This window comes from Pelomonas nitida (assembly GCF_043555975.1).
Classification (GTDB): domain Bacteria; phylum Pseudomonadota; class Gammaproteobacteria; order Burkholderiales; family Burkholderiaceae_C; genus Pelomonas; species Pelomonas nitida.
Genome location: NZ_JBIGIA010000027.1, coordinates 1 through 13,163 on the forward strand (window position 1 = coordinate 1; position 13,163 = coordinate 13,163).

The window sequence follows — 13,163 nt, forward strand, 5'->3', positions numbered from 1 at the left end:
CTTCCGCACCTCGGGCAACAGCGGCTGTATCCGCGACCACAGTGCTGCGCTGACTTCCTTCTTGACTGCCATCTTCCTCAGCGGTTCTTGAACTGAGGCAGATGATAAGTTTCGTTAGCGGCTCTAACTCAGGTGATGGAAATCACGGTGTCCGGATGCCTAGGAAACTGCTGTACGCACTGCGTATAGAGTTTGTGGAGCTGCTTCATGGGCTCAGCTGGGAGAACTATGTAATTTCCGAGCCCCCAATAATCGCGGCATAACGGAAGAAGAGCTTGGCCATGGGGTGTCGAAAGCAATGCTGCATTGTCCTCGGCGTCTGACTCCGTGTTTGTCTGGTGGTGCTGTCATCAATCGTGTGTCCCAATGGGTCTTTCGTCCTGACCTGTGCGAAGCATGAGCAAAGACACCGTTACCGCGGTTAGCCAAGATGGCCTGCGCTACCAGTCGAAAGTGGGTGGATCGCCCTTCCTCGGCAGCGGGCACACCCGGTCGTGCTTCAAATGCGGCAAGCACCGCTCGCCAGCCAGCCTGCAGTCCATCCGTCTGCTGGGGCGCAACGAGGTGATCTGCAAGCCCAGCTGCCAGACGCTGCCCTAGCGTCAAGGTCCAAGGGCGCGACTGCGGCGCTCTCGCGGCGCCACATGGCGGCTCGCTGGCGAGTTAGGGGTTTCAGCGAGGCCATCGTCAGTCGAGAGGATGTGGCGGCCCTGGCAGGCCGCCTAAGCTGCGCCGGTCTTGTTTGACTGGGAGCAGCAGATGCCCATTCCATTGATCGCGGCGGCGGTGTCGGCGATCGCGCCGCAGCTGGCCCAGAAAGGACTGGATCTGCTGAGTGGCGTCTTCCGGGGGGCCGTCAACAAGGGCACGTCCGAGATCGCCAACCTCATCCAGGAAAAAACGGGCATCGACATCAACGATGTTGCCGACAACAAGCTGACCGAGACTCAGTGGTCGCAGCTCAAGCAGTTCGAGTTCGAGTACCAGGGCAAGTTGCTGGCCTACCGGCAGCAGAGTGACGCCAACCAGCTGGAGTACGAGCGCATCGCCGCGGCCGATCGGGCCAGTGCCCGGCACATGCAGGAGGCGGCCATCGGCAGCAGCGACCCGTGGGTGCGTCGTTTCATCTACATCTACGCCAGCGTGCTGACGCTGCTGACCTTCATCTTCATCTTCTGGGCGGCGTTCGTTCACCAATACACCGCAGAGAACAAGGACGCCTCGCGTGTCATCGACACGGTGCTGGGCTTCCTGCTGGGCGTGTCGCTGTCGGCGATCATCCAGTACTTCTTCGGCTCCAGTGCGGGCAGCAAGGCCAAGGACGAGAAGATCGGTCAGCTCGGTGACGCGATTCGCGCGCAGAGCGTGGCCATGATGGCCGAGCAGGACGGTGACCAGGGGGCCAAGCCATGACGGACCTCGTGCGCGAGCAATCGGTCTTCCTGTTGCATGTCTGCGAGCTGGTCAAGAAGGCCGGCGAGCTGGGCTTCTCGGCGTCGGCGGGCGAGCTCTACCGCACGCCCGAGCAGCAGGCGCTGCACGTCAAGAACGGCCGCAGCACGACCATGGCCAGCCAGCATCTCAAGCGCCTGGCCATCGACCTGAACTTCTTTCGCGATGCACCCGACGGCCGGCCGATGCTGATCTCCGATGTGGAGACGCTGCGCCCCATCGGGCAGTACTGGGAAAGCCTGGACACGGCCAATCGCTGGGGCGGCAACTGGACGACGTTCAAGGACACGCCGCACTTCGAGCGACGCGAGGCGACGTCGACCGCCGCCGTGGCGGCCGCCGCTGCACAGGCGCCGGCGGGCAGCGGCTCGCGCGGGCGCGGCCTGACGACCGGGGCCGTCGGCGCCCAGTGCAGCAACGCGCGGGACGATGTCGAGACCGTCCAGCAGCTGCTGAATCTCTGCGGGGCTGCGGGGCGGGTGGCGCTCGCCGACGGTCCGCTGAAGGCGGACGGCGCTTTTGGCCAGAAGACTCTGGACGCCATCATGGCCTTCCAGCGCAGCGCACTGGGGCTGGGTGCGCCCGATGGCCGTGTGGACGCCAACGGCGCAACGCTGCTGAGCCTGTGCGAGTCGCTGCCCGCGGCGTTGGAGCCGCCCTGGCTGAGCGTGCTGTACCTGCGCGCCAAGGACAGCGACGTGGCGGACTTTTCTCCGCGCATTCGGCAGGTCATGGCCAATCGTCACATCGACACGCCGCTGCGCCAGGCGCACTTCCTGGCCCAGGTGGGGCACGAATCCGGCGAATTCCGGTTCCGTGCCGAGATCGCCAATGGCGAGGCTTACCAGGGGCGGGCAGACCTCGGCAACCTGCAGCCGGGCGACGGCCGCAAGTTCAAGGGGCGCGGCCTCATCCAGCTCACCGGCCGCGCCAACTATGGCGAATACGGCCGCGCCATCGGCCGCGAGGCCGAGCTGCTGGACAAGCCCGAGCTGGTCGAGACGGACGCCGAGCTGTGCGTGGACGTGGCCGGCTGGTTCTGGGCCAAGCGCAACTTGAACACCTGGGCCGATGCTGACGACCTGACCACGTTGACCAAGCGCGTCAACGGCGGCCTCAACGGCATCGACGATCGCCGCCGGTTGCTGGTGCGCGCCAAGGCACTGCTCGGCGTCTGATCGGCCGAGGCCGGCTGGCGGTGCGCCGGCGCAGCGCTGAGCGTCGCCCGGCTCAGGCGCCGGCCACCCTCACGGGCGCCGGGCTCCAGCCACCGCCTAGTGCGCGGATCAGCCCGACCGTCGCCTGGTATTGCGCGGAGCGCACCTGCAGCGCCGAGCGGCGGTTGGCCAGCTCGCTGCGGCGGGCGTCCAGCAGTTCCAGCTGGCTGATGAAGCCATTGCGGTAGCGGGAGTCCGACAGCTTCAGCGCCTGGCCGGCTGCGGCCACGGCGCGCTCGCTGGCTTGCTCCTGGGCCTGCAGCAGTGACAGTGCGCCGAGCTGGTCCTCCACGTCCTTGAGCGCCAGCAGGAACTGCTCGCGGAACGCGATGGTGCTGCCGTCCAGTGCCGCCTTCGCGGCGTTGACGCCGGCCTCGCGGCGGCCGCCGTCGAACAGCGGCAACGCGCCCAGCAGGCCGACGCCCCAGGTGCTGGCGCCGCTCTTGAGCAGGTTGCTCAGCTCGTTGGACACGCCGCCCCCTTGGGCCGTCAGCTGAAGGCTGGGCCACCAGGCGGCGCGCGCCTCGCCCACGCGGGCCTGCGCGGCCTCCAGCTGGCTGCGTGCGGCGGCCAGGTCGGGGCGGCGCTGCAGCAGCTCGGAGGGCAGGCCGGCCGGCACGGTGGGCAGCGCCGTGCTCCAGGTGGTGGGCTTCAGGCTGAACCCGGACGGCGCCTCGCCGACGAGGACGGCCAGCGCCGTCTCCAGCTCGATGCGCCGCCGGTCCAGCGACAGGGCCTCGGCCTCGTTGGCGGCCAGCTCGGCGCGCACGCGGGCCAGGTCCAGGTCGGCCACGTCACCGGCGCGGGCGCGCTTCTCGGTCAGGGACAGCGTTTCGCCGTAGGCCGCCACCGTGTCGCGCACGAGGTCGCGTTCGGTGTCCAGCGCCCGCAGCGCGAGGTAGCCGCGCGCCACGTTGGCCTGCACCAGCAGCCGCGCATCGGCGAGCAGCTGCTCCCGGGCCTGCACATCCAGTGCGGCCGCGTTGCGCTCGTGCAGCAGGCGGCCGCCCAGGTCCAGCTCGTAGGCCAGGTTGAGGCCGGCGCTGTATTGCGTGGCGGGCTGCGGCACCAGCTGGCCCGGGGTGGACGAGCGGCCGGCGCCGGCCGACGCGCCCAGCTGCGGCAGCCGGGCGGCCTGCGCCGTTCCCAGCGCCGCGCGGGCCTGTGCCAGCCGGGCGGTTGCCGCCTGCACGGTTGTGTTCGCCGCCATCGCGCGGCCGACGAGGTCGTCCAGCACCGGGTCGGCAAAAGGTTGCCACCAGCTGGCGGTCAGTGCGGCGGCGTCGTTTGTCCCGGTGGCCTTGTAGGCCGCAGGGGCCTGCGGCAGCTGCGACGGGTCGACGGTGCCGACCGAGGCGCAGCCGGCCAGCAGCAGTGCGGTGAAGAGCGAAGTCAGTTGAATCTTCATGATTACTTGCCTCGTTGCGGCAGCGCTTCGATCACGGGTGATGCGGGCTGCGCGTGGGGTGCGGGTGCGGCGGGCGTGGCCACCTGGCCACCGTGGTGGCGCAGCGGGGCGTTGCCGGTCAGGCGGCGCACGATGACGTAGAACAGGGGCGTCAGGAACAGGCCGAACAGCGTCACGCCGATCATGCCGGCGAACACCGCCACGCCCATGGCCTTGCGCATCTCGGCGCCGGCGCCGGTGGACAGCACCAGCGGCAGCACGCCCATGACGAAGGCCATCGACGTCATCAGGATGGGCCGCAGCCGCAGCCGCGCCGCCTCCAGCGCCGCCTGGATGGGTGAGCGGCCGGCGAACTCCAGCTCGCGGGCGAACTCGACGATCAGGATGGCGTTCTTGGCCGACAGGCCCACGAGCACGATGAGGCCGATCTGCGTGAACACGTTGTTGTCGCCGTGGCTGAGGTAGACCCCCGCCATCGCCGCCAGCAGGCCCATGGGCACGATCAGCAGGATGGCGATGGGCAGCGTCAGGCTTTCGTACTGCGCGGCCAGCACCAGGAACACCAGCAGGAGAGCCAGCGGGAACACCCAGACGGCCGAGTTGCCGGCGATCTTCTCCTGGTAGGTCAGGTCGGTCCATTCGTAGCCGATGCCCGGGGGCAGCGTCTCGGCGGCGATGCGCTCCACGGCAGCCTGCGCCTGGCCCGACGAGAAGCCGGGTGCGGCACCGCCGTTGATGTCGGCGGACAGGAAGCCGTTGTAGCGCAGCGCGCGCTCGGGGCCGAAGCTGGGGTTGACCTTCATCAGCGCCGACAGCGGCACCATCTCGCCGGTGGCGGAACGCACCTTCAGCGCACCGATGTCCTCGGCGCGGGCGCGGAAGGGGGCGTCCGCCTGCACGCGGACCGAGTACGTGCGGCCGAACTTGTTGAAGTCGTTCACGTACAGGCTGCCGAGGTAGATCTGCATCGTGTCGAACACGTCCGTCACGGCCACGCCGAGCTGGCGGGCGCGGGTGCGGTCGAGGTCGGCGAACAGCTGCGGCACGTTGACCTGGAAGCTCGAGAACAGGCCGGCCAGTTCGGGTGTCTGCATGGCCTTGGCCATGAAGGCCTTGGTGGCCGCGTCCAGCGCCTCGTAGCCCAGGCCGCCGCGGTCCTGCAGCTGCAGCTTGAAGCCGCCCGTCGTGCCCAGGCCCTGCACGGGCGGCGGCGGGAACATGACGATGAAGGCGTCCTCGATCTGGCCGTACTGCGCGTTCAGCGAACCGGCGATGGCGCCGGCCGACAGCGCCGGGGACTTGCGCTCGTCAAACGGCTTGAGCGTCGCGAACACGATGCCGGAGCTGGCGCTGTTCGTGAAGCCGTTGATCGACAGGCCGGGGAAGGCCACGGCGTGCTCGACACCCGGCGTCTTCAGCGTGATGTCGGTCATGCGGCGGATGACGTCCTCGGTGCGGTCCAGCGTGGCGCCGTCGGGCAGCTGGGCGAAGCCGATCAGGTACTGCTTGTCCTGCCCCGGCACGAAGCCCCCGGGCACGGCCTTGAACAGGCCGGCCGTGGCGGCCACCAGGCCCAGGTAGAGCACCATCATCACGGCCTTGCGCGACATCAGCGTCTTCACGCCGCCGCCGTACTTCTCGGAGCTGCGCGTGAACAGGCGGTTGAAGTGGTGGAAGAAGCCGCCCAGCACGCGGTCCATGCCGCGCGTCAGCGCGTCCTTGGGGGCGTGGTGGTCCTTCAGCAGCATGGCGGCCAGCGCGGGCGACAGCGTCAGCGAGTTGACGGCCGAGATCACCGTCGAGATGGCGATGGTCAGCGCGAACTGCTTGTAGAACTGGCCGGTCAGGCCGGTGATGAAGGCCAGCGGCACGAACACCGAGATCAGCGTCAGCGCGATGGCGATGATGGGGCCGGACACCTCGCGCATGGCCTGGTAGGTCGCGTCACGCGGGGACAGGCCGTTCGCGATGTTGCGCTCCACGTTCTCCACCACGACGATGGCGTCGTCCACGACGATGCCGATGGCCAGCACCAGGCCGAACAGGCTCAAGGCGTTGATGGAGAAGCCGAAGACATGCATCACCGCGAACGTGCCGATGATGGACACCGGCACGGCCAGCAGCGGGATGATGGACGCGCGCCAGGTCTGCAGGAACAGGATGACCACCAGCACCACCAGCGCCACGGCTTCCAGCAGCGTATGGATGACGGACTCGATGGACGCGCGCACGAACTGCGTCGGGTCGTAGACGATGGTGTAGTCCACACCCTCGGGCATGGCGGCCTTCAGCTCGGCCATCGTGGCGCGCACGTTGGCGGAGATGTCCAGCGCGTTGCCGCCCGGTGCCTGGAACACCGGCACGGCCACGGCGGGCTTGTTGTCCAGCAGCGAGCGCAGCGCGTACTCGCTCGCGCCCAGCTCCAGCCGGCCGAGGTCACGCAGCCGCGTGACGGCGCCGTTCGCGCCGGTCTTCACGATGATGTCGCCGAACTCCTCGACCGTCTGCAGGCGGCCCTGGGCGTTGACCGACAGCTGCAGGTCGATGCCCTGCAGTCCGGGCGACGCGCCCACCACGCCGGCTGCGGCCTGCACGTTCTGGCTGCGGATGGCGGCCACCACGTCGCTGGCCGACAGGCCGTGCTCGGCGACCTTCTGCGGGTCCAGCCAGATGCGCATGGAGTAGTCGCCCGAGCCGAACAGCTGCACCTGCCCCACGCCGGGGATGCGCGCGAGGCGGTCCTTCACGTTCAGCACCGCGTAGTTGCGCAGATAGGTCATGTCGTAGCGCTCGTTGGGCGACGTCAGGTGCACGACCATGGTCAGGTCGGGGCTGCTCTTGACGGTCGTCACGCCCAGGCGCTTGACCTCCTCGGGCAGCCGCGCCTCGGCCTGCGAGACGCGGTTCTGCACCATCTGCTGGGCCTTGTCGGGGTCGGTGCCGAGCTTGAAGCTGACGGTCAGCGTCATCAGGCCATCCGTCGTGGCCTGGCTGCTCATGTAGAGCATGTTCTCGACGCCGTTGATGGCTTCTTCGAGCGGCGTGGCCACCGTCTCGGCAATGACCTTGGGGTTGGCGCCCGGGTACTGGGCGCGGACGACGACCGACGGCGGCACGACATCGGGGTACTCCGAGATCGGCAGCGCACGGATCGACAGCAGGCCGCCGATGAAGATCAGCAGCGACAGCACGCCCGCGAAGATCGGGCGGTCGATGAAGAATTTGGAAAGATTCATGGGTGCTCCTGCGCGAGCGGTGCTGTTTTTCGGCGACAGCACGCCCCCCGCAGGCCGGCTGGACCGGCCCGCAGACAGCGCTCGCGGGTGGGGTTTGGGCTTCTTAGATCAGGAGAGGGATCACGAGGTCTTGGCCGCGGATTGCTGGGCTGCCAGCTCGGGCTTGGCGTTCATCGCCACGTCCTTGGGCGCCAGCAGCGAGCCGGGCCGCACGCGCTGCACGCCGCCGACGACGACGCGCTCGCCGGCCTTCAGGCCCGAGGTGACGACGCGCAAGCCGTTCACGTTGGCGCCGAGCGTCACGTTGCGCCACTCGGCCTGGTTGCCTGCGCCGACGACGATGACGTAACGCTTGTCCTGGTCGGTGCCGACGGCGCGCTCGTTGATGAGCAGGGCCGGCTCGCTGCGGGCCTGGCCCATGCGCAGCTTCGCGAATTGACCCGGGATCAGCTGGCCGTCCTTGTTGTCGAACACGGCGCGCACGCGCAGCGTGCCGCTGCGGGCGTCGACCTGGTTGTCCACCAGTTGCAGCCGGCCGGTCTGCGCGCCGACACCGGCGCTCATCTCGACCGGGATGCGCGACAGGTCGCGGCGGTTGGCGCCGCCGTCGGGCAGGCTGGACAGCGCGTCGCGGACGACCTTCTCGTCGGCGTCGAAGCTGGCGTAGATGGGGCTCACCGACACCAGCGTCGTCAGCACCGGCGCGCCGGCACCGGCCGCCACGAGGTTGCCGGTGGTCACCTCGATCTTGCCGACGCGGCCGGCCACCGGGGCGCGCACCTGTGTGTAGCCCAGGTTGAGCTGGGCCGACTGCAGTGCGGCCTGCGCGGCGCGCAGGTTGGCGGCGGCCTCGCGGGCAGCGTTGTCACGCTCGTCGAAGTCGCGGCGCGCCACGGCACGCTCGTCCAGCAGCGCCTTGGCCCGTTGGGCCTCGCTCTGCGTGAAGGCGACGCGTGCCTGCGCCGCCGTCACCTGGGCTTCGGCCCGGGCCACGTCGGCCTGGTAGGGCGCGGGGTCGATGGTGACGAGCAGTTCGCCGGCCTTCACGAGGCTGCCCTCGCGGAAGTGCACGGCCTGCACGGCGCCCGACACGCGGGCCCGCACGTCGACACGGTCCACGGCCTCCAGCCGGCCGGAGAACTCGTTCCAGGCGGCCACGTCCTGCGCGACGACCTGGGCGACGGACACCGGCGTGGCCGGCGGTGCGGTGGGGGCCGGGTCGGCCTGGGCGGTGCCAGCCAGGTGGCCGGCGCCGACGGCACCGAGCAAGACCAGGGCGGCGGCGCCGGCGATGAGGCCGGCGCGGCGATTGAGTTGAGGGATGGGCTTCATTTCTAGGGCTCTCCGAGGGTGCGGGCGGGATGGGCGGGATTCAGTCGGGCAGCGACAGCGCCCGGCGGGCGGCGTCACGCAGGAATTCGTGGATGGGGTTGACGACGGCGGCGGCCTCCAGGTCGGGCAGCGTCAGGTCGCGCGCGGCGCCGCCGTGCTCGCGCAGCGTGGCGGCATAGCGGTGCGATTCGTCGTTCAGCGGGTGGCCGGCCACGCTGAGCACCAGCGCTGGCGCCAGCCCGGCGAGCCGGCTGGCGTTCAGCGGCGTGGCGTAGGGGTGGTCGGCGCGGATGCAGTCACCCAGGTAGGCCTTCCAGCCCTTGGCGTAGATGCACTCCACGCCGCCGCATTCGCCGTCGCGCATGGACGCGCTGCCGAGTTGCGGGTCGAGCATGGGCGACACGAGCAACTGGCCGGCCAGGGCCGGCGCGCGCTGGTCGCGGGCCATCAGCGCCAGCGCGGCGGCGATGTTGCCGCCGGCCTCCTCGCCGCCGACGAACAGCACGGTGTGCGTCGAGCCCGTCAGCTTGGACGGCTTGGCGGCGATGGCCTGCAGCGCGCTGAACGCCGCCGTCAGGCCGGCGGGGAACGGGTGCTCGGGGGCCAGCGGGTAGTCCAGCGCGACGACGTCGGCGCCGGCCTCGGCCAGCAGTTCGCTGCGCCGGCGCGTCGCGTCGATCGAGCCGTCGGTGAAGGTGCCGCCGTGCATCCACAGCAGCAGCGCACGGGTGTCGCCGTCCAGCGGGCGCCGGGCAGCGTAGACATGGGCCACCAGGCCCGGGGCCGGGCCCAGGCGCAAGGTGGCAGGGAGGGCGATCTTGTCCATGGGCCGAAAGATAGAGATTGACGGCCTAGGGATAAACGGGCGCCAGGACGACTCACTTTTCCTTGGCGTGGAACAATCTGAACTTCCCTGCCGTTCTTGGGGGCTTAGCCAGCCCGAATCCCGCCGATGGACCGTCTCACCGCGATGCAAGCCTATGTCCGCGTTGTCGAAGCGGGCACGTTCACGAAGGCCGCCGACTCCCTGGATCTGCCCAAGGCCACCGTCACGCGCCTGATCCAGACGCTGGAAACCCATCTGCGCACCAAGTTGCTGAACCGCACGACGCGCCGCGTCACGGTCACGCCCGACGGCGCCGCGTACTACGAGCGCGCCATGCGGCTGCTGTCCGACCTGGAGGAGCTCGAAGGCAGCATGAACCAGGCGCGCGTCACGCCGCGGGGCCGCATCCGTGTCGATGTGCCGGGCGTCGTGGGGCGCGAGATGATCATTCCGCACCTGCCGGACTTCTATGCGAAGTACCCCGACATCCAGATCGAGCTGGGCGTCAGCGACCGCACCGTCGATCTGGTCAGCGACAACATCGACTGCGTGATCCGCGGCGGGGAACTGACCGACCAGAGCCTGGTGGCCCGGCGCATTGCGGAGTTCCGCTTCATCACTTGCGCCACGCCCGACTACCTGCGCCGGCACGGCACGCCCGCGCACCCGCGCGAGCTGGGCGAGGCGCCGCACCGCATGGTGGGCTACTTCTCGGCGCGCTCGGGCAAGGTGTTGTCAGACACCTTCAAGCGTGGCGAGGAGACGGTGGAGATCGTGGGCAACCACGCCATCGCGGTCAACGATGCGAACGCCTACCTCAATGCGGGGCTGGCCCACCTGGGGGTCGTGCAGGTGACCTGCTTCATGGCGGCGCCGCTGCTCAAGAGCGGCGCGCTGGTGCGCATCCTGGAGGACTGGGATGCCGAGCCGGTGCCGGTGTATGTGGTCTACCCGCCCAATCGACACCTCAGCAGCAAGCTGAGGGTGTTCGTCGACTGGGTCGTCGAACTGATCGGCCGCGAAGCGCTGGGCGGGCTGAAGATGCGCTGCACGGCCGACTGAACGCGGCGGGCGTTCAGGCCTGGGCGTTGCTGGCCGCGCCGGACACGGCCTGACCGAGGTCGTTGGTGGCCACGGCCGGCGCGTTGATGGCCAGCAGCATGCCGGCCGCCAGCGCCGTGACGGCGGTCGCGGCGGTGATCAGCGTGAAAAGGGAGCGGGTGTTGTTGTTCATGGTGACTCTCCTGTGGCGGCAACCTCTTGTTGGAATGGGGCTGCCGATGGGTTCTCACTGTATGAATTGAGCGCCCCGGGAAAAAGCCGGTGGAATAGAACGGCGAGTTGCGGCTGGCGCAACAATCGTGGACAGGGAGCGTTTACATGGGGCGAACAAAAACCGAGCCTGCCGGCCACAACGCGGCGGACTTCGCTTGGCAGCAAGACGACGTGTTTGGCCGTGTCGCCGACCGCTACGACCTACTCTGTGACTTGTTCAGCCTGGGCATACACCGGCTGTGGAAGCGCCGTGTTGCGCGGGTCATCGCACGTGAGCGCTGGACCACGTTGCTGGACGGCGCCACCGGCACGGGCGACATCATCCTGCGCGTGTTGCCAGACGTCGCCGAGCAAGGGCGTTCCATTGTTGCCTCGGATATCAGCTTGAAAATGCTGGCCATCGCGGAGCGTCGGCTGGCGCGGTACCCAGAAGTTGTCCAGCTGCGGCAGCTGGACGCCGAACGCATGCCATCCATCGCCAGTGGCAGCGTCGATGCTTACGCCATTTCATTGGCCTTGAAGATCTGCGATCGGACGCTTGCCATGCAGGAGGCTTGGCGGGTACTCCGCCCGGGGGGACGATTCATCGTGCTGGAAGCCTCTCGAATCCGCTGGGCGCCGCTACACCGGGTCTACCTTGCCTATATGTCGGTGTGCATGCCTGTGCTCGGCTGGCTTGCCACCCGAGGTGACGCATCTGCCTACCGCTACCTGCTCAATGGCATTCGCGACTTTCCCGATGCAGAGGGGCTGGCGCAGGAGCTGACACGCTGCGGCTTCGAAGACGTGAGCTTCGAGCGTTTGTCCCTGGGCATTGTGGCCATCCATACGGCGCGCAAGCCACCGGCCACCGCTGCCTCTCAGTCCGGCTGAACCTTGGCTGCCGGCCGTCCCCGCCCACGTTCTTCCAGCCAGGCCTTGGCTGTCGAGAAGTGCCCGCAGCCGATGAAGGGGCGCGGCGGCTTCAGGGCCGACAGTGGTGACGGGTGGTTGGCCTTGAGCACGAGGTGGTCGTTGCGCGCCGCCTCGATCAGCGGCGCCTTGGCCTGGGCGTAGTTGCCCCACAGCATGAAGACCTTGGGCGCCGGGTCCTCGGCGGCCGCCCGGATGAGGGCGTCCGTCAGCGCTTCCCAGCCTTGGCCCGCGTGGCTTGCGGCCTGGCCGTCCTCGACGGTCAGCACGGCGTTCAGCAGCAGCGTGCCGCCCTCGGCCCAGCGCACCAGGCTGCCGTTGGGCGGAAAAGGCTTGCCGAGGTCGCGCTGGATCTCCTTGAAGATGTTGCGCAGGCTGGGCGGCAGGGGCACGCCTTCGGGCACGCTGAAGGACAGGCCCTCGGCCTGGCCGGGGCCGTGGTATGGGTCCTGCCCCAGGATGACGACGCGGGTCTGGGACAGCGGCGTGAGTGTGAGCGCGCGCAGCGGCTCCGGCGGGTAGATCGTGGCGCCGGCGGCGTGGCGCTCGGCCAGGTAGGCCAGCAGCTTCTGCCCGACGGGCGAGGCGGCCCAGGCGTCGACGACGGGGCGCCAGTCGGTGTCCGGCAGATTCAGCGGGAAGTTCATCCGAACAGCGTCGCCAGCGCGGCGCCAGGGTCCGGCGCGCGCATGAACGTCTCGCCGACGAGGAAGGCGTGCACGTTGGCGTCGCGCATGCGCTTCACGTCGGCCGCGCCGAGGATGCCGCTCTCGGTCACCAGCAGCCGGTCCGCCGGCACGCGGGGCAGCAGGGCGAGCGTGGTGTCCAGCGTCACGTCGAAGGTGCGCAGGTTGCGGTTGTTGATGCCCAGCAGCGGCGTCTTCAGCGTCAGCGCGCGGTCCAGTTCGTCGCCGTCGTGCACTTCCACCAGCACGTCCAGCCCGATGGCGTGGGCGGCGGCTTCGAGGTCGGCCATCTGCGAGTCGGCCAGGCAGGCGGCGATCAGCAGGATGCAGTCGGCGCCCATCGCGCCGGCTTCCATGACCTGGTATTCGTCGACCATGAAGTCCTTGCGCAGCACCGGCAGTTCGCAGGCGGTGCGCGCCTGGCGCAGGTAGGCGACGGAGCCCTGGAAGAAGCGTTCGTCGGTCAGCACGGACAGGCAGGCAGCCCCGTTGCGCGCATAGCTCTCGGCGATCTGCGCCGGGTTGAAGTTCTCGCGGATGACGCCTTTGCTGGGGCTGGCCTTCTTGATCTCGGCGATGACGGCCGCGCGCCCGGCCGCGATGCTGGCGCGCAGCGAGCGCTCGAAGTCCAGCTGCTCGCCGCGACGGGCCTCGGCCTCGTCACGCAGCGAGGCCAGCGAGCGCTTCGCCTTGGCCGCCGCGACCTCTTCCCACTTGACCTCGACGATGCGGTTGAGGATGTCAGACATGGTGCCCCTCGTTCGGTGAGTACACCTTTCGGCCTTGCAGGCCGCGCAGCAGCGACAGCTGCAGCCCTTC

At 69.1% G+C, this 13,163-nt stretch carries 12 protein-coding genes; 5 read left to right on the plus strand and 7 right to left on the minus strand.

From position 1 onward, the window contains the following. Window positions 1–396: 396 nt before the first annotated feature. The 3 genes from ACG00X_RS22725 to ACG00X_RS22735 all read left to right on the plus strand — a co-directional run bounded on the left by ACG00X_RS22725 (window position 397) and on the right by ACG00X_RS22735 (window position 2,630). The gene (locus tag ACG00X_RS22725; protein WP_394491882.1) at window positions 397–600 is read left to right on the plus strand and encodes a hypothetical protein; all 204 of its coding nucleotides are present in this window, start codon (window positions 397–399) and stop codon (window positions 598–600) included. 159 nt (window positions 601–759) lie between these two features. Beyond that, a complete protein-coding gene (locus ACG00X_RS22730) occupies window positions 760–1,413 on the plus strand; it encodes a hypothetical protein (protein ID WP_394491884.1) in 654 nt (217 codons plus the stop codon). After that, window positions 1,410–2,630: a glycoside hydrolase family 19 protein gene (locus ACG00X_RS22735; RefSeq protein ID WP_394491886.1), complete on the plus strand. Its 1,221-nt coding sequence runs from the start codon at window positions 1,410–1,412 to the stop codon at window positions 2,628–2,630. The genes ACG00X_RS22730 and ACG00X_RS22735 overlap by 4 nt, the downstream gene beginning before the upstream one ends. Before the next feature lie 52 nt (window positions 2,631–2,682). On the opposite strand, the gene ACG00X_RS22740 is transcribed toward ACG00X_RS22735, so the two are convergent. The 4 genes from ACG00X_RS22740 to ACG00X_RS22755 form a co-directional block, all read right to left on the minus strand. After that, on the minus strand, window positions 2,683–4,077 hold the full coding sequence (locus ACG00X_RS22740) for an efflux transporter outer membrane subunit (protein ID WP_394491888.1): 1,395 nt from the start codon (window positions 4,075–4,077) through the stop codon (window positions 2,683–2,685). Between the two features lie 2 nt (window positions 4,078–4,079). Then, window positions 4,080–7,313, minus strand: a complete 3,234-nt coding sequence (locus ACG00X_RS22745) for an efflux RND transporter permease subunit (RefSeq protein WP_394491890.1) — start codon at window positions 7,311–7,313, stop codon at window positions 4,080–4,082. 120 nt (window positions 7,314–7,433) lie between these two features. After that, on the minus strand, window positions 7,434–8,645 hold the full coding sequence (locus ACG00X_RS22750) for an efflux RND transporter periplasmic adaptor subunit (RefSeq protein ID WP_394491892.1): 1,212 nt from the start codon (window positions 8,643–8,645) through the stop codon (window positions 7,434–7,436). A 40-nt stretch (window positions 8,646–8,685) separates the two neighbouring features. Continuing rightward, window positions 8,686–9,471: an alpha/beta hydrolase fold domain-containing protein gene (locus tag ACG00X_RS22755; protein ID WP_394491894.1), complete on the minus strand. Its 786-nt coding sequence runs from the start codon at window positions 9,469–9,471 to the stop codon at window positions 8,686–8,688. 126 nt (window positions 9,472–9,597) lie between these two features. Here ACG00X_RS22755 and ACG00X_RS22760 point away from each other — a divergent pair, with 126 nt between their 5' ends. Beyond that, a complete protein-coding gene (locus ACG00X_RS22760; protein WP_394491896.1) occupies window positions 9,598–10,533 on the plus strand; it encodes a LysR family transcriptional regulator in 936 nt (311 codons plus the stop codon). Window positions 10,534–10,546: 13 nt separating this feature from the next. Here the strand turns inward: ACG00X_RS22760 and ACG00X_RS22765 are convergent, their stop codons facing one another. Continuing rightward, window positions 10,547–10,705, minus strand: a complete 159-nt coding sequence (locus tag ACG00X_RS22765) for a hypothetical protein (protein WP_394491898.1) — start codon at window positions 10,703–10,705, stop codon at window positions 10,547–10,549. Between the two features lie 146 nt (window positions 10,706–10,851). On the opposite strand from ACG00X_RS22765, the gene ACG00X_RS22770 reads away from it, so the two are divergent. After that, a complete protein-coding gene (locus ACG00X_RS22770) occupies window positions 10,852–11,619 on the plus strand; it encodes a ubiquinone/menaquinone biosynthesis methyltransferase (protein WP_394491900.1) in 768 nt (255 codons plus the stop codon). Here ACG00X_RS22770 and ACG00X_RS22775 read toward each other — a convergent pair. Continuing rightward, window positions 11,607–12,305, minus strand: coding sequence for a uracil-DNA glycosylase (locus ACG00X_RS22775; RefSeq protein WP_394491902.1), 699 nt, complete (start codon window positions 12,303–12,305; stop codon window positions 11,607–11,609). The genes ACG00X_RS22770 and ACG00X_RS22775 overlap by 13 nt on opposite strands. Continuing rightward, window positions 12,302–13,093: an indole-3-glycerol phosphate synthase TrpC gene (gene trpC, locus ACG00X_RS22780; RefSeq protein ID WP_394491904.1), complete on the minus strand. Its 792-nt coding sequence runs from the start codon at window positions 13,091–13,093 to the stop codon at window positions 12,302–12,304. The genes ACG00X_RS22775 and trpC overlap by 4 nt, the downstream gene beginning before the upstream one ends. Window positions 13,094–13,163: the final 70 nt, after the last annotated feature.